General features: G+C 62.5%; 20 protein-coding genes and 1 other RNA gene. 2 read left to right on the forward strand and 19 right to left on the reverse strand.

The window, feature by feature from the left end; all coding sequences use genetic code 11:
- Positions 1-232: 232 nt before the first annotated feature.
- The 15 genes from lpxC to mraZ all read right to left on the reverse strand — a co-directional run bounded on the left by lpxC (position 233) and on the right by mraZ (position 17771).
- Entirely contained in the window at positions 233-1144 is a 912-nt protein-coding gene (gene lpxC, locus LVD10_RS09345; protein WP_232941310.1) for a UDP-3-O-acyl-N-acetylglucosamine deacetylase, read from the reverse strand.
- 348 nt (positions 1145-1492) lie between these two features.
- Entirely contained in the window at positions 1493-2695 is a 1203-nt protein-coding gene (ftsZ, locus tag LVD10_RS09350; protein ID WP_232941309.1) for a cell division protein FtsZ, read from the reverse strand.
- Between the two features lie 130 nt (positions 2696-2825).
- Positions 2826-4061, reverse strand: coding sequence for a cell division protein FtsA (gene ftsA, locus LVD10_RS09355; protein WP_232941308.1), 1236 nt, complete (start codon positions 4059-4061; stop codon positions 2826-2828).
- Positions 4062-4168: 107 nt separating this feature from the next.
- Positions 4169-5050 (reverse strand): cell division protein FtsQ/DivIB, encoded by an 882-nt coding sequence (locus LVD10_RS09360; RefSeq protein WP_237063363.1) that lies wholly within the window; start codon positions 5048-5050, stop codon positions 4169-4171.
- On the reverse strand, positions 5031-6494 hold the full coding sequence (gene murC / locus LVD10_RS09365) for a UDP-N-acetylmuramate--L-alanine ligase (RefSeq protein WP_232941306.1): 1464 nt from the start codon (positions 6492-6494) through the stop codon (positions 5031-5033). Before murC ends, LVD10_RS09360 begins: the two co-directional genes overlap by 20 nt.
- A 12-nt stretch (positions 6495-6506) precedes the next feature.
- Positions 6507-7601: an undecaprenyldiphospho-muramoylpentapeptide beta-N-acetylglucosaminyltransferase gene (gene murG / locus LVD10_RS09370; protein WP_237063365.1), complete on the reverse strand. Its 1095-nt coding sequence runs from the start codon at positions 7599-7601 to the stop codon at positions 6507-6509.
- Positions 7601-8827, reverse strand: coding sequence for a putative lipid II flippase FtsW (gene ftsW / locus LVD10_RS09375; protein ID WP_237063368.1), 1227 nt, complete (start codon positions 8825-8827; stop codon positions 7601-7603). The genes murG and ftsW overlap by 1 nt, the downstream gene beginning before the upstream one ends.
- Complete coding sequence (gene murD, locus LVD10_RS09380) at positions 8824-10233, reverse strand: UDP-N-acetylmuramoyl-L-alanine--D-glutamate ligase (RefSeq protein WP_237063370.1); 1410 nt, start codon at positions 10231-10233, stop codon at positions 8824-8826. The genes ftsW and murD overlap by 4 nt, the downstream gene beginning before the upstream one ends.
- 25 nt (positions 10234-10258) lie before the next feature.
- Positions 10259-11344, reverse strand: coding sequence for a phospho-N-acetylmuramoyl-pentapeptide-transferase (gene mraY / locus LVD10_RS09385; RefSeq protein ID WP_232941302.1), 1086 nt, complete (start codon positions 11342-11344; stop codon positions 10259-10261).
- The gene (locus tag LVD10_RS09390; RefSeq protein ID WP_232941301.1) at positions 11344-12729 is read right to left on the reverse strand and encodes a UDP-N-acetylmuramoyl-tripeptide--D-alanyl-D-alanine ligase; all 1386 of its coding nucleotides are present in this window, start codon (positions 12727-12729) and stop codon (positions 11344-11346) included. Before LVD10_RS09390 ends, mraY begins: the two co-directional genes overlap by 1 nt.
- The gene (locus LVD10_RS09395) at positions 12726-14252 is read right to left on the reverse strand and encodes a UDP-N-acetylmuramoyl-L-alanyl-D-glutamate--2,6-diaminopimelate ligase (protein WP_232941300.1); all 1527 of its coding nucleotides are present in this window, start codon (positions 14250-14252) and stop codon (positions 12726-12728) included. Before LVD10_RS09395 ends, LVD10_RS09390 begins: the two co-directional genes overlap by 4 nt.
- Positions 14249-16006, reverse strand: a complete 1758-nt coding sequence (locus tag LVD10_RS09400; protein ID WP_237063372.1) for a peptidoglycan D,D-transpeptidase FtsI family protein — start codon at positions 16004-16006, stop codon at positions 14249-14251. The genes LVD10_RS09395 and LVD10_RS09400 overlap by 4 nt, the downstream gene beginning before the upstream one ends.
- Before the next feature lie 102 nt (positions 16007-16108).
- Complete coding sequence (gene ftsL, locus LVD10_RS09405) at positions 16109-16384, reverse strand: cell division protein FtsL (protein WP_232941298.1); 276 nt, start codon at positions 16382-16384, stop codon at positions 16109-16111.
- On the reverse strand, positions 16384-17307 hold the full coding sequence (gene rsmH / locus LVD10_RS09410; protein WP_237063374.1) for a 16S rRNA (cytosine(1402)-N(4))-methyltransferase RsmH: 924 nt from the start codon (positions 17305-17307) through the stop codon (positions 16384-16386). The genes ftsL and rsmH overlap by 1 nt, the downstream gene beginning before the upstream one ends.
- A 20-nt stretch (positions 17308-17327) precedes the next feature.
- Positions 17328-17771 (reverse strand): division/cell wall cluster transcriptional repressor MraZ, encoded by a 444-nt coding sequence (gene mraZ, locus LVD10_RS09415; RefSeq protein ID WP_232941296.1) that lies wholly within the window; start codon positions 17769-17771, stop codon positions 17328-17330.
- Positions 17772-18351: 580 nt separating this feature from the next.
- Here mraZ and LVD10_RS09420 point away from each other — a divergent pair.
- Entirely contained in the window at positions 18352-19119 is a 768-nt protein-coding gene (locus LVD10_RS09420) for a thioredoxin family protein (RefSeq protein WP_232941295.1), read from the forward strand.
- Between the two features lie 47 nt (positions 19120-19166).
- Here the strand turns inward: LVD10_RS09420 and LVD10_RS09425 are convergent, their stop codons facing one another.
- The 3 genes from LVD10_RS09425 to rnpB all read right to left on the reverse strand — a co-directional run bounded on the left by LVD10_RS09425 (position 19167) and on the right by rnpB (position 23163).
- The gene (locus LVD10_RS09425) at positions 19167-21191 is read right to left on the reverse strand and encodes a CocE/NonD family hydrolase (protein ID WP_232941294.1); all 2025 of its coding nucleotides are present in this window, start codon (positions 21189-21191) and stop codon (positions 19167-19169) included.
- Positions 21188-22510, reverse strand: coding sequence for an ATP-grasp domain-containing protein (locus LVD10_RS09430; protein ID WP_237063376.1), 1323 nt, complete (start codon positions 22508-22510; stop codon positions 21188-21190). Before LVD10_RS09430 ends, LVD10_RS09425 begins: the two co-directional genes overlap by 4 nt.
- Before the next feature lie 296 nt (positions 22511-22806).
- Positions 22807-23163, reverse strand: an RNA gene (gene rnpB / locus LVD10_RS09435) — RNase P RNA component class A.
- A gap of 260 nt (positions 23164-23423) precedes the next feature.
- Here rnpB and LVD10_RS09440 point away from each other — a divergent pair.
- On the forward strand, positions 23424-25541 hold the full coding sequence (locus LVD10_RS09440; protein WP_237063378.1) for a prolyl oligopeptidase family serine peptidase: 2118 nt from the start codon (positions 23424-23426) through the stop codon (positions 25539-25541).
- A gap of 59 nt (positions 25542-25600) precedes the next feature.
- On the opposite strand, the gene rsmI is transcribed toward LVD10_RS09440, so the two are convergent.
- Positions 25601-26440 carry a 16S rRNA (cytidine(1402)-2'-O)-methyltransferase gene (gene rsmI, locus LVD10_RS09445; protein WP_232941291.1) on the reverse strand — a complete coding sequence of 280 codons (840 nt, stop codon included), beginning with the start codon at positions 26438-26440 and terminating at the stop codon, positions 25601-25603.
- Between the last annotated feature and the right edge of the window lie 17 nt (positions 26441-26457).

The following is a 26457-nucleotide window of genomic DNA, read 5'->3' on the forward strand; positions in this document are numbered from 1 at the left end:
AACCGGCGCGTGTGGATTGCAATACGTTATAACTATCGTTTTGTGGTCTGCAGCACCGACTCCCCCGAGCCGGGCTCTCCTCACGCCTTTCCATTGGCATTCAAGTCGACCAGAACATCCACTGTAACAGGGGTCGACATTAAAAGACGGCATGTGGCGCACATTTGCGCCGACCGCCAAAATTCAGACAGTAAAAAGCCGGCAATTTTCGTGCCGGCTTCTGGTTTCCCGCTTAGACAGCCAGTATTGGCTTGACGTATGAGATGGGCGCTTCCTGTTCATCCTCGAAAGTTACCATCTCCCATGCGTCTTCCTGCGCCATCAAGGTGCGCAGGGACTTGTTGTTCAGGGCATGGCCGGACTTGAAGGCCTTGTACTCACCAATCAGGCTGGTACCCAGCAGGTACAGGTCACCGATGGCGTCCAGAATCTTGTGCTTAACAAATTCGTCTTCGTACCGTAACCCACCCTCATTCAGAATACGGTACTGGTCGATAACGATGGCGTTATCCACACTGCCGCCCTGGGCCAGGCCTTTGGAACGCAGGTACTCGATTTCGTGCATAAAGCCGAAGGTGCGAGCACGGCTCACTTCTTTAACGAAGGAGGTGCTGGAAAAGTCCACCGAGGAACTCAGGTTGCGACCCTGGAACACCGGGTGGTCAAAATCGATAGTGAAAGACACCTTGAAGCCATTGAATGGCAGGAAGCTAGCGACCTTGTCGCCGTCTTCAACAGTTACCGGCTTCTTGATCCGCAGGAACTTCTTCGGCGCCGACTGCTCCTGGATCCCAGCGGACTGGATCAGGAAAACGAACGGACCGGCGCTGCCGTCCATAATCGGTACTTCCTGCGCGCTGAGCTCGACGATGGCATTGTCGATACCCAGGCCCGCCATCGCGGAGAGCAGGTGCTCGACCGTAGCCACGCGAGCGTCACCCTTGACCAGGGTTGTGGACAGCAGGGTGTCCCCCACGTTCTCGGCACGCGCCTCAATCTCGACCACCGGGTCGAGATCCATGCGCCGGAACACAATGCCACTGTCTACAGGCGCCGGCTTGAGGGTCAGCACGACCTTCTTACCAGTGTGCAGGCCCACGCCGGTGGCGCGAATAGCATTTTTAAGAGTACGCTGTTTGATCATGTATCGGTCGTATCCCAGTCGGTAAACGGCACAAATGCCGCAGCAAGCCGGCAAGCTTAGCAGAAAAATAACGCCAAAACCACAACTGCCTCGGCAGTCATGGCGCTTCACCGCACCCTATACCCAGAATAGCCTACCGCGCGGCAAACCACGCCAATGCAGAGGCGAATCTACTGTGCATTTTTAATATGGTACAGCGATCTCGCTGAACGCGAGGTTAATAAAGGTAAAGCGGGCCCGGTGGCCTGTGACCACCGGGCCAGCCGCCGGCGCGACGATGCCCGGCCCGAGGGGCCGGGCGGACATGAGCGGTGTGTTTGCCGCGCCGGAGGCCTGGACTGACCGGGGTCAGTCAGCCTGGCGGCGCAGGAAAGCCGGGATATCCAGGTATTCCATGTCGTCGGCCGGGTTCATGGCCGGAGACTGGCGTTTGGGACGCTCGGTCTCCGGGCGCTGGCGCGCGTCACCCGCATCCCGGGCCCCCATACCCTGGCCAGCCACGGACTTCGGCGGCTCGCGGTTCTCCTGGCGACGGGTGTTGTCCACCACCTTGGTGGGGCGCGCAGCCTGCTGCGAACCCTCGCCCAGGCCAGCGGCCACCACGGTAACCCGCATTTCATCGCCCAGCTTGTCATCCACGGCTGTACCAATCACCACAGTGGCGTCATCGGAGGCGATCTCCTGGACGATCTCACCAACTTCAGAGTACTCGCCCAGGGTCAGCTCCTGGCAACCACCGTCTTCGCTGCCGGTGATGATATTCACAAGGATACCGCGGGCACCCTGCAGATTGACGTCATCCAGCAGCGGGCTGCGCACCGCCTTCTCGGCGGCCTCGCGGGCACGGTTCTCACCCACGGCGGCACCGGAGCCCATCATCGCCATGCCCATCTCGGACATCACGGTACGAACGTCGGCGAAGTCTACGTTCATGATGCCCGGACGGATCATCAGGTCCGCAATACCCTGCACTGCACCCAGCAGTACATTGTCGGCCTCTTTGTATGCCGCCTTCATGGTGATCTTGTTACCGAGCACCTCCAGCAACCGGTCGTTGGGGATGGTAATCAGGGAGTCCACCTTGTCCCGCAGTTCGAGGATGCCCTCTTCTGCCACCTGCTGGCGCTTGCGCCCCTCGATCAGGAACGGGCGGGTAACCACAGCTACGGTCAGGATTCCCAGGTCCTTGGCAATCTCGGCGACAATCGGCGCACCACCGGTGCCGGTACCGCCGCCCATGCCAGCGGTGATGAATACCATGTCCGCACCCTGCAGCACTTCGGCGATCCGCTCGCGATCCTCGAGGGCGGACTGTCGCCCCACATCGGGATTGGCGCCGGCGCCGAGACCCCGGGTAATGTTGTTACCCAGTTGCAGGATGGTACGGGCCTCGATGTCTTTCAGAGCCTGCGCATCAGTGTTGGCACAGATGAAATCCACACCTTCCACTTCACTCAGGATCATGTGCTTGACGGCATTACCGCCGCCGCCGCCGACACCGATCACTTTTATGACAGGCTTGTCCTGTACGCTATCGACTAGTTCGAACATCTCTGTTCCCCTTTTTTGCTCATGTCAAAATTTATCGTTCGGTCCTGAATCAATACTTTCTGCAGCCCCTGCGCTTTCTCCCGGGACACGCGGCGCACTTCCCCTGGTGCCGCGTACCCGTCCGGAGCACTTACAGGTTGCCGCGGAACCAGTGCTTGACCTTGTCCCACCAGAGGTTTTCCTGGCGCACCGGGCGGTTCCCGGACAGGTCAACTTCTTCCTGCTGCATTGCGTACATCAGCAGCCCCACGCCGGTTGAGTAGATCGGGTTACTGACAATGTCTGTCAGCCCGGCTACCCCCTGGGGCACCGCGAGGCGCACCGGCATGTGGAAAATTTCCTCGGCCAGCTCGACAGCACCCTCCATCTTCGAAGAGCCACCGGTCAGCACGATGCCTGCAGCACAGAGGTCCTCGAAACCACTGCGGCGCAGCTCCGCCTGTACCAGGGTGAAAAGCTCGTCGTAACGTGGCTCCACCACTTCGGCCAGCGCCTGGCGGGAGAGGTCACGCGGTTCCCGGTCGCCCACACTGGGCACCTTGATCGTCTCACCCTCTCGTGCCAGCTTCGCAAGCGCACAGGCATACTTGATTTTCAGTTCCTCGGCGTGCGGCGTGGGCGTGCGCAATGCCATGGCAATGTCGTTCGTCACCTGGTCGCCGGCAATCGGGATCACGCCCGTGTGCCGGATAGAGCCCCCGGTAAATACTGCGATATCGGTAGTGCCCCCACCGATATCCACCATGCAGACCCCCAGCTCTTTCTCATCGTCAGTGAGCACGGCATAACTCGAGGCGAGCTGCTCCAGGATGATGTCTTCCACTTCCAGGCCGCAGCGCCGGATGCACTTCTCGATATTCTGTGCCGCGTTAACTGCGCCGCTTACCAGGTGCACCTTGGCCTCCAGGCGCACGCCGGACATACCCAGCGGTTCTTTCACACCTTCCTGGTTATCGATCAGGAATTCCTGCGGCAACGTGTGCAGGATTTTCTGGTCTGCGGGAATTGCCACCGCGCGCGCGGCATCGATTACCCGGTCCAGGTCCTGCTGGGTTACTTCGCGGTCCTTGATGGCGACAATCCCGTGTGAATTCAAGCTGCGGATATGGCTTCCGGCGATACCTGCATAGACCGAGTGAATCTCACAGCCCGCCATCAGCTCGGCTTCCTCGACCGCGCGCTGTATCGACTGCACCGTGGACTCGATATTCACCACCACACCTTTTTTCATACCGGTGGAACGGTGGGAGCCGATACCGACAATATTCAGCTCGCCGCCGCCGCTGACTTCGCCGACGATGGCGACGACCTTGGAAGTGCCGATATCCAGTCCCACGATCATGCGGTGATCGGATGCTTGTGTCATTTTTGTACCAACCTCGCTGAACAGTGTTCCGGGGCGCATTCCCAATAACGTCCCAGGACCCTGTACTCGCTTTTAAAATTGTTATCCCGGCGGCGCGAGCGCCGCGTTCATTCACTCAGTTCTTTATCTTTCCACTGCACCGCCACGGCATTGCTGTAGCGCGTATCCACCCGCGTCACCCGCTCCAGGTGGGGAGCCAGGACGCCCCGACTCAAGCTGAGAAAACGATTCACCCTCTCCAGCAGTTCATCGTGCCCCAGGTGCAGTTCAATGCCGGAGACCAGTTCCAGGTGCCATCCGGCCAGGTCGTCAAAAGACAACCGCTTAACTTCCATATCCCGCGTGGTCAGTAACCGCGCAAGTGCCTGGTATTGCGCCATGATGCGCTCCACCAGCTCCTCGTCACCCGCCAGCTCCGGCAGGCGACGTGTCTGCATCTGTTCGGGCCGCGGCAGCAGGTGACCACTGGCCACGAGCAGCCGCTCGCCACCCCAGGACGCCAGCGGTGTGGCCTCCTCGATTTCTATTTCCACTCCACGGGGCCAGCGTCGGCTGACCGACGCCCGGTCGATCCATGGGTGCTCCAGCAGCGCCGCGCGCATGCCCCTGATATCCAGGGCAAAAAAGCCGCGCTGCAGGAACGGCAACATCAGTTCCTCTACCTGTTCCCGCGTCACCGCCCGGAAGGGCGCCCTGACACGGACATGCTCCAGCGCGTCGACCCGGCTCAGCTCCTGCACCGGCAGGCGCTGCCAGCTCCACACCGCACCGTATGCCAGTGCGGTAACTGTTCCCAGCGCAAGCAGCATTGCCAGGGCAGGCAACAGCCGAAGCGAGGAACGCTGCTCATCATCCCGTCGCCGGGCACCGCGCTGGGCCTTTGTCTTACGGCCGGATTGGGCTTTCTTCTTCAGTTTCGGTGCTGCACTCCGCACCGCACCCCGCGCCGCGCTCTTCGCCTTTGCCGACTTAGCCCTGGTCCGAGTCATCGCCAAGCCGCCACGTTGCCAGTTGCTGCGCCAGGGCCCCGACATTGCCGGCACCCTGGGTCAGTACGATGTCGCCCGGCTCCAGCAGGTCCGCCAGTACCGGCGGTACCTGTTCGATGGACTCGACAAAAATCGGGTCCACCTGTCCGCGGTTGCGCAGGCTGCGAGCCAGGGTACGACCGTCGGCACCTGGAATGGGCGTCTCACCCGCACTGTAAACATCCAGCAGCACCAGCTTGTCGACCTTCGACAGGACCTGTACGAAATCCTCGAACAGGTCGCGGGTGCGCGTGTAACGGTGCGGCTGGTAAATCATTACCAGGCGCCGGTCCGGCCAGCCATCGCGCACTGTCTGGATAGTGGCGGCCACTTCCCGCGGGTGGTGGCCGTAATCGTCCACCAGCATCACCTTTTCGGCTTCCGCGTCGTCGCTCACTGCGTAGTGACCGAAAATCTGGAAGCGGCGGCCTACCCCCTGGAACCCCTCCAGGCCCTGCTGGATCGATGCATCGCTGATGCCCTCCTCGGTTGCCACCGCAATGGCGGCCGTGGCATTCAGCACGTTGTGGATGCCGGGGGTGTTCACGCACACATCCAGTACACTGCCGTCCGGGCGCAGCACACTGAAATGGCTTCGCAGCGGCTCCTGCTTCACCCGGGTGATCCGGAAGTCGTTGCCCTCCTCGAAACCGTAGGTGGAGATCGGGCGCGACATCTGCGGTATCACTTCACGGATATTGGCATCGTCGCCGCAGACCACAGCCAGGCCATAGAACGGCAGGTTGTGGACGAAGTCGACAAAGATCTGCTTGACCTTCTCGAAATCGCCACCGTATGTCTCCATATGGTCGGCATCGATATTGGTGATCACGGTCACCATCGGCTGCAGGTGGATAAACGAGGCATCACTCTCGTCCGCCTCGGCTATCAGGTATTTGCTCTCTCCCAGCGCGGCGTTGGCCCCGGCGGCATTGACCAGGCCACCGATCACAAAGGTGGGATCCTTGTGATCCGCGGCAAAGATCGACGCAATCAGGCTGGTCGTGGTCGTTTTGCCGTGAGTCCCCGCCACGGCAATCCCATAGCGATACCGCATCAGCTCGCCGAGCATCTCCGCCCGGCGCACGACCGGGATCCGGTTTTCGCGCGCCGCTAGTAGTTCGGGGTTGTCCCCGTGCACTGCGGAGGAGTTCACCACCACATCCACGCCGCGAATATTGTCCGCGCTATGGCCGATATGGATCACAACACCCAGTTTGCGCAGGCGCCCGGTCACATTCGATTCCTTCAGGTCGGAACCGGAGACCTCATAGCCCTGGTTGTGCAGCACCTCGGCGATACCGCTCATCCCTGCACCACCGATGCCGATAAAATGGATACGGCGTATCCGCCGCATGGTGGGCACGCTGAAATTCTGTTGCTGTACCTGTTCGCCGGCCGACATATTCAATTTACCTCATCGCCCTTTGATTTCTTCTGCGCACGCCACCAGCACACGCTCGGTGGCGTCAGTCACCGCAACTTTACGTGCCGCCTGTGCCATGGCCACCAGTTTCTGCGGCTGCGCAAACAGCCCGCCCATAATCCCTGCCAGTTGTTCTGCGGTCAGGGTGTCCTGCTGTACCACCAACGCACCACCGGCCTGCTGTAACCACTCGCCATTTTTTGTCTGGTGGTCATCGATGGCGAATGGGAACGGCACCATGATCGCGCCCACGCCGGCTGCCGCCACCTCGGAAACGGTCAGCGCCCCCGCGCGGCAAACCACCAGGTCCGCATTGCCGTAGGCCGCCGCCATATCGCTGATAAAAGGCACCACCTCGGCTTCCACGCCGGCCTGCCTGTAGGCTTCACGCGCCAGGTCCAGATGCCTCTTACCCGCCTGGTGCACAATCCGCGGACGCTCTTCCGGTTGCAGCATCAGCACTGCCTGCGGCACCAGCTCATTGATGGCGACCGCTCCCAGGCTGCCGCCAAGAACCAGCAACCGCAGCGGGCGCTCACAGGCCACGCGCTCTTCCGGGGCCGGCAGGGCGACAATCTCCTCGCGCACCGGGTTGCCTACCTGCTCCGCGCCGCGCAGGCCACTGTCAAAAGCCTCGAGCACACGATTGGCGATCTTTGCCAGCAACCGGTTGGTGGTACCGGCCACGGCATTCTGCTCGTGGATAATCAGCGGTACCCGACAGAGTTTCGCTGCCACCCCGCCTGGTCCGGAGGCAAAACCGCCAAAGCCCAGCACTGCGTCTGGCTTTACCTTCCTGACCACTCCGCGCGCCTGCATGACTGCCCGCGAAACCTGCAGGGGCGCCTTGAGCAGGGCCAGCTTGCCCTTGCCCCGAATCCCCTCGACAGAAATCACGTTCAGCGGGATATCGGCTTCCGGAATCAGCTGCGACTCAATACCCCGCGCCGTACCAAGCCATTCGACGCGTGCACCGCGTTCGATCAGGGCGCGGGCCACCGCCAGTGCCGGAAACACATGGCCGCCGGTCCCGCCGGCCATTACCAGGAAGGTCCGGCCACTGAATGACAAATCAGTCGCTGTCATTACGCCGCCTCCCCTTTGATTTCCCGGTCACCCAATTGCAGCGGATTGAAAATCGGCAGGTGCCGGATCCTGCCCATCGCCGACTGTTCCTGCTCTTCATCCCCGCGCAGCTCTGCCTGGATTCGCAGCGCCAGCGCGAAGAGTGCACAGCACACCACCAGGCTGCTGCCGCCGGAGCTGACGAACGGCAGCGTCAGTCCCTTGGTGGGCAGCAGGCCCGAGGCCACGCCCATATTCACGAATGCCTGCCCCGCCAGCAGCACGGCGATACCGAATGCCAGCAGCGCGGCAAAAATCTTCTGCCGCTCCAGCGCTTGCCGAACCAGCCGCAACAGCGACAGCGTCATCAGGCTGAACAGGCCGATGACCACCATTCCGCCAAGCATGCCCCACTCTTCCGACAGGATGGCGAAAATAAAATCCGTGTGTGCTTCGGGCAGGTAGAACAGCTTCTGGACACTGTTACCCAGCCCAACGCCAAACCATTCGCCACGGCCAAAAGCGATTAGTGACTGGGTCAACTGGTAGCCACCGGCAAACTGGTCGCCCCACGGATCCAGGAATGTGGTCAGTCGCTGCAGCCGGTAAGGACTCAGCATCGCCAGCAGCGCCAGTGCGCTCGCCGCCAGGCCCACCAGCAGGAAGGTGTGCGGCAGGCGCGCACCGGCGAGAAATACCATCGCCAGTACTGTCCCGGAAATCACCACCACCGAACCAAAGTCCGGCTGCATCAACAACAGCAGTGCAACCAGGCCCAGGATGACCACCGGAATCATGAAGCTGCTCCAGTGGCGCAACTGCTGGTTGCGGCGCGTGAGGAAACTGGCGAAGAAAACCAGCAGGCAGAACTTCGCCACCTCGGCCGGCTGTACCGTGATCGGGCCGAATGCCAGCCAGCGGCGACTGCCGTTCACTTCGCGGCCCACGCCCGGCACCAGTACCGCCAGCAGCAACAGGCACGAAAACAGCAACAGTGGCCAGGACAAACGCGACCACGCCGACAGGGATACCTGGCTCACCACGAGGGCCGCCACCGCGCCCAGGCCCAGGAACACCAGGTGGCGCTTCAGGAAATACCAGCCATCGCCGTACTGGTCCGCGGCGAATGCAATCGAAGCGGACCCCACCATAACCACGCCGATACTCACCAGCGCCAGGACGCAAAATGGCAACGCCCAGTCCAGGTTCAACTCTTTCTGCCCGACGGTCTGCGGGGTCCGGCTCATGCCACGCCCCCCGCCTGCCCTTCCAGCAGTGCGTTCACCGCGCGGCGGAAATCCTCACCGCGGGCTTCAAAATTGCGGTACATGTCGAAACTGGCACAGGCCGGCGACAGCAATACGTAGTCACCCGGCTGCGCCAGTCGGCCAGCAGCAGTAACAGCTTCGTCCATATCCGCGGCCGACTCGGCATCTACCCGGCCACGGAATGCCTCGGCAATGCGCTTCCCATCGACGCCGATGGTCACCAGCGCCCGCAATGTCCCCGCCGACTCCGCCAGCGGGGAAAAGTCTGCACCCTTGCCTTCACCGCCAGCAATCAGGACGATCCTGCGACTGCCACTGGCAAGCCCGTCGAGGGCGGCGCGGGTCGCGCCCACGTTGGTGCCCTTGGAGTCATTTACATAAGTCACGCCATCCGCGTCGGCCACTCGCTCACAGCGGTGCGGCAGCCCGCGGAAATGCCCGAGGACCGCCAGCATCGCCTTCATCGGCAACCCTACAGCGCTGCCCAGCGCCAGCGCTGCCAGGGCATTGGCGGTGTTGTGACTACCCACCATCGCCAGCTCACTCATCGGCAGCAGTTTTTCCTGGCCCCGCACCAGCCACACGCTGGCGGAATCACCGGCACCATCCGGCAGCAGGCCGAACTGCCCCAGGTCAGGGCGGTCGAGCCCGAAACTCCACTCGCGGCTATCGCGGGACAGCGGGCCGCGTGTCAGCGGGTCGGCGCGGTTGATCACCAATTGTTTCGCATGCCGATAGATTCGCTGCTTGGCGCGATGATAGGCAGCCATATCCGCATAGCGGTCCATATGGTCCGCGCTGAGGTTGAGTATGGTCGCCACATCAGCTGCCAGCGAAAATGTGGTTTCCAGCTGGAAGCTGGAAAGCTCCAGCACAAACAGCTCCGGCAGCCCTGCCTCGCCTTCTTCGGGCACCAGTAAATCCAGTACCGGTACGCCGATATTTCCGCCCACGCGCACTGCGACACCAGCCTGCTCCGCCATCATGCCGACCAGGGTTGTGACCGTGCTCTTGCCGTTCGAACCGGTAATGGCGACCACCTTCGGCGGCTGCTCAAGTGCCGCCAGTTCCCGCGCAAACAATTCGATATCACCGATCACCGGGATACCTGCGGCGGTTGCCCGCTGCAGTGCCGGCTCGGCCAGGGCCACACCGGGGCTGGCCACGATTTCGCTCGCGGCCAGCAGGGTCTCGGGGTTCAGCTCGCCGGTCTCCACCGGAACATCCGGGAAGGTCGCCCGGAACTCTTCCAGGCCCGGCGGCTCGCTGCGGCTGTCCACCACCACGGGGGAAAAACCGGTACGCAGCAGGTAGCGCACCACCGATTGACCGGTAGCGCCCATGCCGATTACCACTTTTTTCTCCGAGGTTGCGATCAGCGTCATAATTCTCTCAGCGCACTGTCCGTATTCAGCGCAGTTTCAAAGTCGCCAGGCCGGCGAGTACCAGCACCACCGTGATGATCCAGAAACGCACGATCACGCGCGGTTCGGGCCAGCCTTTCAGTTCAAAGTGGTGATGCAGAGGTGCCATGCGGAAAATGCGCTTGCCGGTGAGCTTGAACGAGGCCACCTGCAGGATTACCGATACCGTCTCCATCACAAACACGCCGCCCATGATGAACAGTACAATCTCATGCCGGGTGATCACCGCAATCACACCCAGTGCCGCACCCAGGGCCAGCGCACCCACATCGCCCATGAAAACCTGTGCCGGGTAAGTGTTGAACCACAGAAACCCGAGGCCTGCGCCACCCAGTGCGGCGCAGAACACCGCCAGTTCACCGGCACCACTGATCGAGGGAATATGCAGGTACTCGGCAAACTCCACATGGCCGCAGAGGTAGGCGATGACACCCAATGCGCCCCCCACCATCACCGTGGGCATGATCGCCAGTCCATCCAGGCCGTCGGTCAGGTTTACCGCATTACTGGTTCCCACAATCACGAAATAGGTCAGGGCGATAAAGAACACCGGCCCCAGGTCAAAAATCACGTCCTTGAAAAAGGGCACAAAAAACTGTGTCTCCGCAGGACTGGTAGCACTGAAATACAGGTAGATGGCGGCCCCCAGGCCGGCCACCGACTGCCAGAAGTATTTCCAGCGCGCGATCAGCCCGCGCGGGTTCTTTTCCACCACCTTCTTGTAGTCATCGACAAACCCGACAGCACCAAAGACAAAGGTCACCAGCAACACCACCCACACATAGCGGTTGCTGAGGTCGGACCAGAGCAGTGCGCCGGTAAAGATCGCGGCGAGGATCAGGGTTCCGCCCATGGTCGGGGTACCGGATTTGCTCAGGTGCGTCTGCGGGCCATCATCGCGCACAGCCTGGCCCACCTGCAGGCGGTTAAGCCAGGTAATCATGCGCGGCCCCACCAGCAGTGCCATACCCAGCGCAGTGAGCGCACCCAGGATTGCCCGCACGGTGAGGTAGTTGAACACCGCAAAGGCGCTCACGTGTTGCTGTAAAAGTTCTGCCAGCCAGAGCAGCATCAGTTATCCCCTTTCTCGTTCCCGGTCTGTGTCAGAGCCCGTACCACCTCTTCCATACGGGCACTGCGGGAACCCTTTACCAGCACCGTGGTGTCTTCGGTCAGATCCCTCTCCAGAGCCGCGACCAGACGCGCGCGCTCGGAAAAATTATGTGCGCTGCCGTCCCGGGCAGACGCGAATGCTTCTGTGGCTGCCGCACCCAGCGGGCCAAAGGTATAAAGTCCGTCGAGGCCGCGCTCCGCTGCCAGCTCCCCGACTTCACGGTGCATCGCCTCGGCATCGGCACCCAGCTCGGCCATATCACCCAGCACCAGGATCTTCCTGCCCGGCCGCTGGGCCAGCAGGTCGATCGCGGCCGCCACCGAGCCGGGGTTAGCGTTGTAGCTGTCGTCGATCACGGTCACGCCGGCGTGGCCGCGCAACATCTGCAGGCGTCCGGATACGCCACCGGCCTGCGCCAGTCCCGCCGCAATCTCTGCTGCAGGGATACCGGCGGCAAATGCACACCCAGCCGCCACCAGGGCGTTATGTACGTTGTGCTCGCCCATCAACTGCAGCTCAACCCGGTGTGCAACGCCCTCGATTACCAGGTCGAAGGACGGGCAGGCATCGGCGCCCACCTCGATATTGCCGGCAAAAATTGCGCAGTCCTTGCCCAGGCCAACGCTGAGGGTCTCCACGTCATCCGGCATATTGCGCAGCCAGTAATCGGCAAAGTCATCGTCGGCGTTAATCACCGCGGTGCTGCCCGGCTCGAGGCTGGTATAGATCTGGCCCTTGGCCGCGGCAATGCCGGCCACAGAGCCGAAACCCTCGACGTGCGCCGGCTTGACGTTGTTCACCGCCGTTACCTGCGGCAGGCCAATACTGCACAGGTAGCCGATATCGTCGGGACCATTGGCCCCCATCTCGAGAATCAGCACATCGTGCTCGGGTCCCAGCCCGAACAGGGTCATGGGCACCCCAAACTGGTTATTCAGGTTGCCCTGCGTCACGCAGGGCGTATGCCGCTGGCCAAAGATCGCCGCCAGCATCTGCTTGACTGTGGTCTTGCCGCAGGAGCCGGTAATTGCCACCACCGGGCCATGGAACTGTTCGCGGCACAGGCGACCGATATGGCCCAGCGCCACCGTGGTGTCCCCGACGATCCACTGCGGCAGGTTGCAACCCTCGATACGATGCTCGACGACCAGGCCCAGCACCTTGCCCTCCAGGTCGGCGACAAAATCATGTGCATCGAAGCTCTCGCCCACCAGCGCCACAAAAATCGCGTCGCTGTCGAGCTTGCGGGTATCGGTGCACACGCGATCGAATTCCACCGAGCCGTTGACCAGCTCGCCGCCGAAGCGCTGCTGCAGTTGTTGCAGGGTCAGCGGTGCGATCACGATGCCTCCCCGGCGCTACCGGCCATCCGCGCCTGCAGCGCATGCGCAGACTGCTCGCGGTCACAGAAATGTATCTTTTCGCTACCGATAATCTGGTAGTCCTCGTGCCCCTTGCCGGCAATCAGGACGATATCGCCGGGCGCCGCCGCACTGACCGCACGGCTGATGGCCGCGGCCCGGTCCACTTCCACCTCGATATTGCTCGCCGCTCCCTCGAGGATGTCGTCAATGATCTTCTGTGGATTCTCACTGCGCGGGTTGTCACTGGTGACAATGGCTCGGTCCGCCATCTCAGAGGCAATACGGCCCATGGGTGCGCGCTTGCCGGTATCGCGGTCACCGCCGCAACCAAACACACACCACAGTTTGCCGCGACAGTAGGGGCGCGCGGCTGCCAGCGCTGCACGCAGCGCTTCCGGGGTGTGGGCATAGTCCACCAGGACGCTGACATCGGCCTCGCCGGATACCACCCGCTCCATACGACCGGGTACCGGTTGGATGGTGGGGAACGCCGCAAGAATCTCTTCCAGTGGTACGCCCGCCGAGGCCACCGCGGCCACCACAGCCAGGGCGTTGTGGATATTGAAGTCGCCGATCAGCGGGGCCTTCAGTTCGCCACTGCCCCAGGGGGTGGTGAGCTGCACGGAAAAACCGCCCTCGTCGCGACGCAGGTCGGTGACATGCAGGTCGCCCTGCTGCAGGCCGTAGCTGACCACCCGCAGGTTGCGCAGCTTGCAGCGTTCGATCAACTGCGCACCGAACGGATCGTCGATATTGATCACACCGCGCTTGAGCTTGGGCAGGCCGAACAGCTTCTCTTTTGCCGCCCCGTACGCTGCCATATTGCCGTGGTAGTCCAGGTGATCGCGGGACAGGTTGGTAAAGATCGCGGTATCGAACACCAGCCCGTGCACCCGACCCTGGGCCAGGGCGTGTGATGAAACCTCCATTGCCGCGGCGCGCACGCCGTCATCGCGGAAGCCGGCGTAATCCGCCTGCAGGCGCACCGGGTCCGGCGTGGTCAGCCCGGTTTCCTCCAGCTGGATCTCACCATCCTGCCAGATGCCGTTGCCGATAGTGCCCATCACTGCGGCCTTGCCGAAGTGGCGCGCCAGCAACTGTGCGGTCAGGTAGGCGCAGGTGGACTTGCCGTTGGTACCGGTAACACCCACCAGGTACATGGACTCGGTCGGGTGTTCGTAGAATCGCGCAGCGATTTCGCCGACGCGTTTGCCCAGGCCCGGCACATAGGCCACCTCAACACCGTCACGGGTCTCGGTGCGCAGGGTGTCGCCATCGGCCAGCACGGCAGCGGCACCGTCGGCAATAGCACTGTCGATAAACTCGCGCCCGTCGGCCACGCTGCCCCGCAGCGCCATGAACAGGTCACCTTTCTTGACCGCACGGCTGTCCAGCGCCACACCACTGACCGCCACATCGGGAATGCCCGCATAGCCCGGTACCAGCTGCTGCAGTGAAACTTTCCTGCCTGTCTGCTTTTCTGTTTGCCTGCGCTGACTCACGATTTATTACCTCTCTCGCTCAACTGCACAGCGAGCTGCCGTTCAGCCGATTCAATCTCTTCCGGCGGCACCTGCAACAGGCGCATGGCGCCGGCCATCACTTTGCCGAATACCGGCGCGGCCACTTCACCGCCGTAATATTTGGCGTGGCTGGGATCATCGATCACCACCACTGCCGCCAGCCGCGGCTGGTCCGCGGGAATAAACCCTGCGAATACCGAGCGGTAGCGATTGTCGACATAGCCATCGCTGCCCACCTTGTGCACCGTGCCGGTCTTGCCGGCCACGCGATAGCCATCCACTGCCGCCCGCTTGCCGGTGCCCTCGGCGCCGATTACCGTCTCCAGCATGGCGGTCACTTCCCGGGCCAGCGGCTCTTCCACGACCCGCTCCGGGGTGCTCTCGCCGGCGCCAGACAGAACGAGCGAAACCGGGCGCTTGAGCCCGGCGTTGGCCAGCACACTGTATGCCTGTGCCAGCTGCACCGCGTTCACCGTCAGGCCATAGCCAAAGGCGAAGTTGGCCCGTTCGATCGGGTGCCATCGACTGCGACTGGGCAGTACGCCCGCCGCCTCCCCCGGGAAACCGCTACCGACCGCTTCGCCCAATCCCAGGCGGTAAAAGAGTTCGCGCAGGGAGTTTGGTTCCAGATCCATCGCGATTTTCGTGATCCCCACCTGGCTCGACTTGGTAATGACACGGGTGAGGTCAATCTCGCCGTAGTTGACCGGGTCCACCAGGGTCTTGCCCGGCAGGCGGATATAGCCCGGACTGGTATCGATCTTTGTGTGCGGCTGGTAGCGACCACTCTCGAGTGCCGCCAGTGCCGTGATCGGCTTCACGGTGGAACCCGGCTCAAACTGGTCGATCAGGGCGCGGTTACGCATCGCTGCCGATTTGACCCCGGCGCGGTCGTTCGGGTTGAACGAGGGCTGGTTGGCCATCGCCAGCACGTCGCCGCTGCGGGTGTCGAGGATCGCCATAAACCCAGATGCCGCGCCATTTTCAGTGACCGCACGCTTCAATTCACGATAGGCCAGATACTGCAGCCGCATATCGATGCTCAGACGCAAATCGCGCCCGGGACGGGCCTCGCGCTGGGTGGCCAGGTCCCGGACCACGCGGCCCTTCAGGTCCTTGACCACCTGCTGGCGCCCCGGCTCGCCGGTCAGCCAGTCGTTATAGGCGAGCTCCAGGCCCTCCTGGCCCCGATCGTCGATATTGGTGAAGCCCACCAACTGGGCCACCACCTCACCGGCCGGGTAGAAACGGCGGTACTCCTTCTTGCTGTAGACACCGGCAACATCCAGCGCCAGCACGTCATTGGCTTCCTCCGGCGCCAGGTGGCGACGCAGGTACATGAACTCCTTATTGCGGTACTTTTCCAGTCGCTTCGCCAGCGACGCCGGCTTCGCCCCCAGGGAGCGGGCCAGCCGGCGCAGCTCTTCAGCACTGGCCTCACGCAGCACCTGTGGGTTCGCCCACAGGCTGTGTACCGGCGTGCTCACTGCCAGCAGCTCGCCGTTGCGATCCAGGATGGCGCCACGGTAGGCGGCAATTTCCTCGGTACGGATGGTGCGCTGGCGCCCCTGGTCCTGCAGGAAGCGGTAACCGCGCTCGGCCTCCGGCACCACCTGCAGGCGCGCCAGGTGCAGCACCAGCGCCAGCGCCAGCAGGCACAGCAGTACCGCCACCAGCGCGAAGCGCCAGCGGGCAATACCCGGCTGCGGTTGCTGTTTCTTCACTGCGCCCATGAGGCTCCCTGTACGCGTCGTTTATTATCTGGCCGGGTTTCCCGCCCAGGCGGCCCAGCTCTTCGGCCGGCTGTCGTTCGCGCCGGTCCATTGGTATTCAAGCTATTCAACGGGGACGATAATCCGCTCGCCGGCTTCCGGCGCCCGCATCCCCAGTTTGTCGCGCGCCTCGCGTTCGATCCGGCTGTAGGCCGACCAGGCGCCCCGCTCCAGGAGCAGCCGCTCCTGTTCATAGCGCAGTTCATCCCGCTGCTTCTGTGCCTGCACCAGTTCGGCGGTCAATGCGCGGCTGCTCTGGGTGGTGTGAACCACACCAAGGGCGGAGACCAGAGTCGCCACCCAGAGAAAAGCCACGATCAACATGCGCCGGTTATTCATCAGAGTTTCTCCGCCACGCGCATCACCGCACTGCGGGAGCGCACGTTTTCACCGACCTCCTGCGCTTCAGCCTTGACCGCCTTGCCCACCGCGCGCAGCGTCTTCTCGATTTCGCTGTCCATTACCGGCAGCCCTCTGGGCAACTGCGGGCCGCGCTCCTTATCCCGGATAAAGCGCTTCACCATCCGGTCCTCGAGCGAATGGAAGCTGATCACCACCAGGCGACCGCCGGGAGCCAGCAATTCCATCGCGCTATCCAGCACCCGTTTCAGGTCTTCCAGCTCCCCATTGATATGGATGCGAATCGCCTGGAACACCCGTGTGGCGGGATGCTTGCCCTTCTCCCATGCCGGGTTGGCCGCCTTTACTACCTCGGCCAGGTCCAGTGTGCGCTCAAACGGCTTCTCTTCACGCCGGCGCGCAATGGCCGCAGCCATCCGGCGGGCAAACCTTTCCTCACCATATTCGCGAAAAACCCGCGCCATTTCGGCTTCGGATTCACTGTTAACCCAGTCGGCAGCACTAAGCCCCCGACTGGTATCCATACGCATATCCAGCGGGCCATCCTGGACAAAACTGAAGCCCCGCTCGGCCTGGTCCAGCTGCGGCGAGGACACACCAAGGTCCAGCAGGATGCCGGTGACCTGCCCCTCGCGCCCGGCAACAGCCTCCGCCATATCGGCAAACGAGCCGTGCCAGATTGCAAAGCGGTCATCGCCGGCAAAGCGCTCACGCGCGAACTCCACTGCCTGTGGGTCCTTGTCGATACCCAGCAGCTGGCCGCGCTCATCCAGTTTTTCCAGGATCGCGGCGCTGTGCCCACCGCGACCGAAAGTGCCGTCGATGTAAAAGCCGCCCGGATCGGTGACCAGGGCGTCCACGGCCTCGCGTAACAACACACTGCGATGCAATTCTTGCGACACCCGGGTCTTCTCCTATCGGTTTACAGGGAAAGCGAGGCCATTTCCTCCGGCATCTCCCCCTCTCCTTCGCTATCGTCGAGCCAGGACATCCAGCCCTCTTCACTCCAGAGCTCCAGTTTCTTGCCCTGGCCTACCAGCATCAGTTTCTTTTCCAGCCCGGCGTATTCGCGCAGGGTGGGCGGAATCAGCACACGGCCATTGCCGTCCACCTGCAGCTCGCAGGCGTAACCGATCAACAGCCGCTGCGCGCGACGCGCCACTTTATTGAAACTGGAAAGGGATTCGATTTTGGGCAGGATTTCCTGCCACTGCGGCTCCGGGTAAACCAGCAGGCAGCGCTCCTCAGTGTGCGCGGTCACCACCATGCGCCCACCACAATCCTCCAGCAGCGTGTCCCTGACCCGCGCCGGAATCGCCAGACGCCCCTTGGCGTCCATATTGATTGCGTGGCTGCCTAAATACACTTTGGTTCCAAGTGCGCGGTCGAACCACCCGCGAATGCCCCGTTATTGCCGTTTATTTCTGGTGAAAATTTGCGCGCTTTTCATTCATCTGGTGTAAATACCCACTCACAAACACGAATAAACCACCAAAACCCACAAATTTCCACTTTTCTCCACCTTCGACACTATAAATCTGGCTTGCCTAAAGTCAAGGAAATCGAAAGTAAAACCCCCCGAAATGCCAGTAATTTCGCGGCCTGCAGCCATACCGCTTAAAAACCGCACAGTTTTTGGCGGCACATTTGCCCGATGGAGCAAGTACTTACTTTTTGCACTTAAGAGAACACTTTAAGTTCTCGTGATTAATTTCTGCTCCACCTCTCAGCACAAGGTTAGCGAACACTTACCCTCTTAAGACGAAGGAGCGCCGGCTTTCCGGATTAGGGGCGGAGATTCGACAAAGAAAAGAGAGAGTAATGACATTACTGGCGAATTTGACAGGATGCCGCCTCGCGAATCAGGACGGGTATGGGAACAGGCATGCACCGCGGAACGTGAATGGGCAATAATGCCCGTCAACTGAATGCGGAGATCCCCACAGATGAAATCTTTTATGTTCGGACTGGCCCTGTTATTTGCCTGCCTGGAGGCAGTCGCGGACGAAAGCTCGGGGCGTGTTTATCAACCAGTTACCGACACCATGGCACAGGTGGACCGGGCCCTGGCCCGCGCCAACGAGGAGGGCAAAACCGCTCTGATCGTCATGGGCGCCAACTGGTGCCACGACAGCCGTGCCCTGGCCACCCACCTGCAGGAGCCGTCGATCGCGCCGGAGCTGGAGCAGGAATTTGTCATCCAGTATGTGGATGTCGGCTACCTGGAGCGCAACTTTGACGTGAACCGCCGCTTCGGCCTGCCGGTGATCTTCGGCACCCCCAGCGCCCTGCTGGTGGATCCTGCGACCGGCAAGTTACTGAACCGGGACAGCGTCCATATCTGGGGCAACGCCGCCAGTTTCAGCGCCGGGGAAACCCGGGACAGGCTCCGGCGGCAGGCAACGGCGCCAGATAATTCCATCGAAACAGGGGGTCACCTGGCCGCCCTGCTTGAGGACATCGACAGTTTCGAACAACGGCAAGCCGGGCGTATTTACGCCGGCTTCAAGGTCGTTGGCCCGATGCTCGCTGCCTATAAAGAGGGGGAAGAGGCCGGCGAGTTCGAGCACTACTGGAAGCAACTCTACGAAATGCGCACCCGGCTGCCCCGGGACCTGCAGCGGCTGCGCCGCGAGGCCCGGCAACGGGTTGCCGACGGCGAGACAGATATCCAGCTCGACTTCCCGGTATACGCTGCATTCGACTGGGAGTGACTGACGTCCGGGTATCCGCAGCGAGCTCATCGTGACAGATTGGCCCACTAAACCAGGTCGCGGGGAATCTCCACATCCCAGTTTTCGGAGAAGACCCGCTTCTGCCCCTCATAGGCATCCAGCTGAGCGTGGATATTGAAGTGCGAAGGCGTCGACTCCAGCACGGTCCGCGTCACCGTCCGGACTTCCCAATTGTTCCGCCGATATCCCCACTCCCACAGGGTCTCCCCCTGGGGTGAGGAGTAGTCGTAGCCCCGGTAGCTGTACCACTCCAGGGCCTTGCGCTGCATCTCCACCCCCACCGGCTCGATATAAATCACGCCGTCGTCATTGATCACCTCCAGGGTGGAAACATCGGTCTCCAGGTCACGAACCACCCGCCACTTGTGCTGCCCGGCCTGGACTGTCCTGGTGGCGAGTGGTCGCGCACCTTCCGGGGGCAGGAAGACGATCTCACTATCCTCCGTATCCCGGCGCGGGCGTTCGGGCAATACCAGGCGGCTGGTACCCGTGAAGATTGTCAGCCGCACCGGTACGGGTGCGGGCCAGGCCAGGGGAAAGTAGGAGGTGGATATCGACACTCGCAGGCGGTTGCCGTCAGGAAATACATGCCCGATATCATTGAGGATCACCTTGACCCGGTAGCGCTTGCCCGGCTCCAGCGGGGTGGGCTCCGCTGAGCCATCGCGATGGGTGAGGTTCAGCAAGCCGTAGGTCACCCGGGTCACCTTGTCGTCAGGGGCAACATCCGACAGGCGCACCGCCACCATCGCCACCGGCCGGTCGGCGGCCAGTTCCAGTTCCACGACGGGCGACCCGAGGATCTCCAGAGGCCCGTCCAGCTGGGTGGAATCAAACACCAGCGCGCCCCCGTCCTCCTCGCGCTGGTCATGGGGAAGGTCCGGGGTGGCGGCGTAGGAACACCATTTTCCGGCGAACAGCCCGACTGACAGCGGCGACTGGATTGTCATCACCGCCTCGCCCACTTCCGATTCCTGCGGCTCCAGGGTGCCGGGACTGGCCAGCGTCAGTATCCGCTCGCCAATATTTGGCGACGGCCATTGGGGCTCGCCCACCCAGCGACCGGGACGCTCCTGGTAAAAGGTGGTGGGAGGCTGGTGCTCCTGCATCCAGGCCCGGAGCATGGGCTCGCCCATGATCCCGGTCTCCTCCCCCTTCAGCCACTGGTCCCACCAGCGTTTGCACTCCTGCAGAAAACCGATCGCAGGGCCCGGCACCCCCTGGTGGGGATACTTGTGGCTCCAGGGCCCCACCAGCCCCAGGCGGGGCACCTGCAGGTTGGCCAGCAGGCGGAAAACCGCATTTGTATACCCGTCTGCCCAGCCGGATACCGCCATCACCGGGCACTGGATGGCACCCCAGTCCTCGCAGACGGAGCCATGCTGCCAGTAATCATCCCGGCGCTGGTGGCGCAGCCATTTCTCCAGCCACAGGCCACTGCCACGCAGGCGCTGGAACCACATCTCGCGCCAGCGCTCGCCCACCATTTCCGGGTCCGGCGGCAGGGAGTTGAAGGCGAACATGGTGGAAGCCCAGGAAAGGTTATCCCCCAGCAGGCAGCCGCCCATATGGTGGACGTCGTCGGCGTAGCGATCGTCGGTGGAGGCGACACTCACCACGGCTTTCAATTCAGGCGGGCGGAGCGCGGCGATCTGCAGGCCGTTAAAGCCGCCCCAGGAAATACCGATCATGCCAATATTGCCGTCGCACCAGTCCTGCTGCGCAATCCAGCGGATGATTTCCACCCCGTCGTCCAGCTCCCGCTGCAGGTACTCGTCCTCGAGCACACCCTCCGAATCCCCACTACCGCGAATATCCACACGCACACAGGCGTAGCCATTGCCGGCGAACCACGGGTGCATGATGTCATCGCGGGCCCGGGTGTTATCCCGCCGGCGGTAGGGAATAAACTCCAGGATGGCCGGTACCGGGGCAGATTCGGCATCCTCCGGCATCCAGATCCTCGCCGCCAGGTGAATACCGTCACTGATCGGTATCCAGGCGAGCTCGATTTCCCGAATGGGCCGCGGCAGGGGATCGATGATTTTCACGGTTGCGCTCCCTTTTCGGCAGCCTGCGGTCCCGGCGGCGGACTGAACTCCAGTGGCAGCTTTTCCAGCAGTGCGCGATAGCGCGCCTCGAGCTCTTCGTGATTGCTGCCGCCCATAAAAATCACGGCAACCTCGTAGCTGTACACTTCATGCCCCCGGAGTTTCGAGAGCCGGTCGCCCAGCTCCACATCCACCTGGATGCGCGAGCCGGGGAACTCAGACTCCAGCGCCGCCAGCTCGGCATCAGTGGGTACCCGGGTGACAATGCCATCCTCGAAGCGCCGCAGCATAAACTTGGTGGCCGCGGGGTGCTCCCCCTCCCGGCGGAAAAAGTCCGGTTTCCGACCGAGGGCCACGTCCACCGCGACCTCGTGGTGAGAGGCGCCCACCACATCGGTAAACAGGGGGCAGTGTGACTTGGAGATGCGGGTGTTTACCTCCAGTAACCAGATGCGGTCACTGTCCTGATCCCAGAAGTACTCCACGTTAAAAGGCGTATCATCCAGGCCCAGTACGGGGATCACCCGCCCGGTAATATCCACCATCCGCTCGATGACGGGCTCCGGCAGGTCCGAGGGAAATTCATAGCGTGTGAGAGAAGAGCGCAGCGGCCCCTCGCGGATGGAATCCACGGTACCGTAAACCACCACCTCCCCGCCCTGGATATAGCCCTCCAGCGTGCACTGCCAGCCGTCGATGGGCTTTTCCAGTATGCAGTAGTGGGCGTCGATTTCCCGCGGGATATCCGCCGGGATCTCCGTGAGTCCCATCAGGTGTGCAAATGGCTCGCCGAAGCGGCGGATGCCCTGCCGTAGCCCTTCCAGCGCATGGTGCAGCTCGCGGGAATCCGCCACCCGGTAGACCAGCTGGGAGGAGAAGCCGATCACCGGTTTGATCCAGAATGGATAATCCAGTTCGACGTGATCTTCCGCATCGGGGGCGAACGGATCCAGGCTCTGGAAGGCGGGAATATGTTCCGGGATTACCTGTTGCTGGCGCAACCGGCTCCAGTACTTGTGATCCGCGATCAGCGTGGCGGCGAGCCCCGGCCCGGGCAGGCCATATTCCTGGCGGAACACCGCCAGCAATGCCGTGGTGGGAAAGTCCCAGTGACCGATAATGGCATCGACAGGAACGCCGGCCCCGGCCAGCTCCCGCCGTCCCTCCTCAATCATTTTCTCGATCGGGTAACTCTCGGGGTTGACCACCATGTCATACGGCAACAACCCGTGGAAGGTGTAGTTCCCCGCATCGCGAATGGTCTGCAACTGCCCCAGGTGGAAGTCATCCAGGCCGATAACAAAGACATGGGTGGTCATGCCTGCCCCGCACAGTTTGGTTATGGGTGCCGCAATGGGCCCTGAACTATGGAGACTAGCCGTTTTGTGCGGGGGCGATGCCCAATAGCGGCGCCGGAATGTTCCGGTTGGGGCTGGCAAGAGTGGGCAGCAGGGGTGAACAGGAAATCCGCCGCCTGCGCACGGTCGCACGCAGCTGCCACTAAAGACGGAACCGGGGAAGCGATGGAAACAAAAGGAATCACCGGCTGGCACGCCAGCCTGTTGACTCAACCATCCCGCCACCGACAGCACGGCGCGGGATGGAGGAAGGTAATTTGTCGAGCTGGCCTGTAAGCCGGGTTCTGTCGAGGACAATCATTCATCTGGGATGCCTGTCACCAGACACCTCAAGCGACCTACCCGCCCTCGGTGCGGGTCACACCTGTAGAGGGCCTATTTGGTCTTGCTCCGGACGGGGTTTACCATGCCACGGACTGTTACCAGCCGCGCGGTGCGCTCTTACCGCACCCTTTCACCCTTACCTGTGCTCCCGAAGGAGCCATCGGCGGTCTACTCTCTGCTGCACTTTCCGTAGGCTCGCGCCCCCCAGGCGTTACCTGGCGTCCCACCCTATGGAGCCCGGACTTTCCTCCATCCCCCCGAAGGGGAACAGCGATTGCCGGGCCAGCTCGCGGCGAAGATTAATCTGGCGCAGGTGGCATTGCAAGGCTGCTGTGCGGGCAACCGCTGTGACCATTGGCCCTGCCCTTCCCCAGTTCGGTTCCCGAAGACATTGGCACTGTGGCAACAGGCGTTCATCGCGGTTTTACGGCTGTGCGCCTCACCAGAGAGCGATCAAACTTTACACAACAGAGTGGCTTTCAATATCCTAAGCGACTGGTTTATCGCGGCACCGGGCGCGCGATCATGCAGTTCTACAGGTTAATCAATTATGAGAATAAAAGTTCAAGGACTCGCCCTGTCGGCGCTGGTGCTCCTCTCCAGCCCGGGCCGGGCTGCCGAGGACCCCTATCTCTGGCTCGAGGACGTCGAGGGTGAGCGCGCGATCGAATGGGTCAAGCAACAGAACGCGGAGACCCGGGGCCGGCTGGCCGGGGGCGAGCTGTACCAGTCGCTGTATAAAGATGCCCTGGCGGCACTCAGCGCCGAAGACCGCCTGCCGGAAATCAGCCAGAAAGGCGAGTGGCTCTACGAGAACCACCACAGCAAGGACAACCCCCGTGGCCTGTATCGCCGGATCAAGGCCGACGCATTCGACCGGGGCAGCGAGAAATGGGAAACCGTGCTGGACATCGATGCCCTCTCCCGCGACGAGGGCAGGAAATGGGTCCTGAAGGGCATGACCTGTGAGGACGACGCCCAGACCCGCTGCCTGGTCTCCCTGTCCGCGGGTGGCGGCGATGCCGTCGAGCTGCGGGAATTCAACGCCCGCAAGAAGGCATTCATCAAGGGTGGCTTTTTCTCCCCCATGGCCAAGCAGTCCGCCGTCTGGGTCGACGCCGACCAGCTGCTGATTGCCACCGCCGGCGGCGAGCACGGCGCCACCAACTCCGGCTACGCCCGCACCGTCAAGCTGTGGCAACGCGGCAAGAGCCTCGACAAGGCCCGCACGGTGCTTGAAGTCCCGAAGGAATCCGTATGGGTCAGCCCGGCCTCCGTCGGCACTGGCGAAGACAGCCTGATCCTGCTGGGCGAGGGCCTGGATTTCTGGCACCAGCGCAGCTTTGTGTTCCGCGATGGCAAGGCCGTTCCACTGCAGCTGCCGGAGAGCGCCGAGATCAAGGGCGCGCTGGGTGAACAGCTGGTAGTGAAGCTGAACAGGGACTGGAAAGTCGAAGACAGGACCTGGCCGCTCGGCAGCCTGGTCCTGGTTACCCTGGAGTCCCTGCTGGATGGCGCCACCACAGTCGCACCGCTGGTCATGCCCGGTAAGAGCGAAGTAATCGATTCTGTCGTGGTATCCGCGGCCGGCGTGCTGGTGACCATGCTGGACGACGTGAAAGGACGGGCATATTTCTACCGGCAGGATGACAAGGGCTTTACCCGCACCCCCATTGAAGTGCCCGACAACGGCCAGCTGTCCATCGCCGCCTACGACGAGGAAAGCGGCAACGCCTACCTGAGCTGGCAGAATTTTGTCACCCCGCCCACGCTCTATCGTTACCACCCGGCAGCCGACGAACTGGACCGCATCCTGGTGCAGTCACCGACCTTTGACGGCAGCAAGTTCAAGATCGAGCAGTATTTCGCCGAATCCCGCGACGGCACTCGCGTGCCCTATTTCGTGGTGATGCCGAAAGATATCGAGCTGGATGCCGATAACCCCACCCACATCTTCTCCTACGGCGGCTTCCGCAATGCCCTGCTGCCGTCCTATTCCGGCTCCTACGAGCCGCTGAACGGCGCCTACGGCAGGCTGTGGCTGGAGCGCGGCGGGGTCTATGTACTGGCGAACATCCGTGGCGGCGGTGAGTATGGCCCGGCCTGGCATGCGGCCGCATTGCGTGAAAACCGGACGAAGTCCTTCGAGGATTTCGCCGCGGTTGCCGAGGACCTGATCGAGCGCCGCATCACCCGGCCCCAGCGCCTCAGCATCGAGGGCCGCAGCAATGGCGGGCTGTTGGTGGGCGCCAGCATGACGCGCCGGCCGGACCTCTTCAATGCCGTGATCTGCGGCGTACCGCTGCTGGATATGAAGCGCTACCACAAGCTGCTGGCGGGCGCCTCCTGGATGGGGGAGTACGGCAACCCGGACACCGACGACTGGGACTTCATCAAGGAGTACTCGCCCTACCAGAACCTGGAGCCCGGCACCGAGTATCCCTCCGTGTTCTTCTTCACCTCCACCCGCGATGACCGCGTACACCCGGGCCACGCCCGCAAGATGGCGGCGCGGATGAAGGCCATGGGCCAGGACGTGGAGTACTTCGAGAACCTGGAGGGTGGGCACAAGGGCAGCGCCACCAATGAACAGCTGGCCCACCGGGTAGCGCTGATGTTCGCGCACCTGTGGACCTCGCTGGAGCCGAAACCGAAGCGCGAGGGCTGAGCCGGCCATCGCTCGTAACTCCCTGCACCGGGCTCGCCGATGTGTTCGGCGGGCCCGGGTTATTTGCGGGACAGGCTCCAGTTGTACAGCACCTTCTTGTTGACCCCGGTGATCTCCGCGGCCACTGCCGCGGCGCGTTTGGGCGGCAGCTCCCCCAGCAACAGGCCCATGACACGCTCCGCCTCGCTGTCCAGTTCGTCGGCTTTGCGCTTCTCAGCCCCGCGGACCATCAACACGATCTCACCCCGCTGCTGGTTGCTGTCCGCCCGTACCCACGCCGCCAGCTCCGCCAGCGGCGCCAGGTGGAAGGTCTCGAAAGCCTTGGTCAGCTCACGGGCAATCACCGCCTCGCGCTCATCGCCAAAGGCCTCCGCCATGGCGTCGAGGGTATCGGCCACCCGGTGCGGGGCCTCGTAGAACACCATGGTGCGCTCCTCCCCGGCCAGCTGCTCCAGCGCCCGCGCGCGGGCACCGGACTTGGCCGGCAGGAAGCCCTCGAACGTGAAGCGGTCGCTGGGTAGGCCGGCGGCGCTCAGGGCGGCGACAAAGGCGCAGGCCCCGGGTACCGGTACCACGCGGATACCCCGGGAACGCGCCTCGCGCACCAACCGGTAGCCCGGGTCGGAAATCAGCGGCGTGCCCGCATCTGAAATGAGCGCTACCGTCTCGCCCGCCTCCAGGCGCTCGAGGATACGGGCAGTGCGCTGGTCGTCCGAGTGGTCGTGATAGGCCACCAGGGGCGTATCGATATCGAAGTGGGAAAAAAGTCTCTGACTGTGACGCGTGTCCTCTGCCGCCACCAGATCGGCGCATTGTAGAACTTCAATCGCTCGCGGTACCATATCGGCCAGATTACCGATGGGTGTAGCGACCACGTAAAGCGCCTGATCCGGCCCCATAGCACACTCCATGATTC

This window comes from Microbulbifer zhoushanensis (assembly GCF_021729055.1).
GTDB classification, from domain to species: Bacteria; Pseudomonadota; Gammaproteobacteria; order Pseudomonadales; family Cellvibrionaceae; genus Microbulbifer; species Microbulbifer zhoushanensis.

Bases quoted from the DNA above. Each gene is read 5' to 3' on its own strand.
- lpxC (WP_232941310.1), bottom strand. From the start codon at position 1,144: ATGATCAAACAGCGTACTCTTAAAAATGCTATTCGCGCCACCGGCGTG.
- ftsZ (WP_232941309.1), bottom strand. From the start codon at position 2,695: ATGTTCGAACTAGTCGATAGCGTACAGGACAAGCCTGTCATAAAAGTG.
- ftsA (WP_232941308.1), bottom strand. From the start codon at position 4,061: ATGACACAAGCATCCGATCACCGCATGATCGTGGGACTGGATATCGGC.
- LVD10_RS09360 (WP_237063363.1), bottom strand. From the start codon at position 5,050: ATGACTCGGACCAGGGCTAAGTCGGCAAAGGCGAAGAGCGCGGCGCGG.
- murC (WP_232941306.1), bottom strand. From the start codon at position 6,494: ATGTCGGCCGGCGAACAGGTACAGCAACAGAATTTCAGCGTGCCCACC.
- murG (WP_237063365.1), bottom strand. From the start codon at position 7,601: ATGACAGCGACTGATTTGTCATTCAGTGGCCGGACCTTCCTGGTAATG.
- ftsW (WP_237063368.1), bottom strand. From the start codon at position 8,827: ATGAGCCGGACCCCGCAGACCGTCGGGCAGAAAGAGTTGAACCTGGAC.
- murD (WP_237063370.1), bottom strand. From the start codon at position 10,233: ATGACGCTGATCGCAACCTCGGAGAAAAAAGTGGTAATCGGCATGGGC.
- mraY (WP_232941302.1), bottom strand. From the start codon at position 11,344: ATGCTGCTCTGGCTGGCAGAACTTTTACAGCAACACGTGAGCGCCTTT.
- LVD10_RS09400 (WP_237063372.1), bottom strand. From the start codon at position 16,006: ATGGGCGCAGTGAAGAAACAGCAACCGCAGCCGGGTATTGCCCGCTGG.
- ftsL (WP_232941298.1), bottom strand. From the start codon at position 16,384: ATGAATAACCGGCGCATGTTGATCGTGGCTTTTCTCTGGGTGGCGACT.
- LVD10_RS09420 (WP_232941295.1), top strand. From the start codon at position 18,352: ATGAAATCTTTTATGTTCGGACTGGCCCTGTTATTTGCCTGCCTGGAG.
- LVD10_RS09430 (WP_237063376.1), bottom strand. From the start codon at position 22,510: ATGACCACCCATGTCTTTGTTATCGGCCTGGATGACTTCCACCTGGGG.
- LVD10_RS09440 (WP_237063378.1), top strand. From the start codon at position 23,424: ATGAGAATAAAAGTTCAAGGACTCGCCCTGTCGGCGCTGGTGCTCCTC.
- rsmI (WP_232941291.1), bottom strand. From the start codon at position 26,440: ATGGGGCCGGATCAGGCGCTTTACGTGGTCGCTACACCCATCGGTAAT.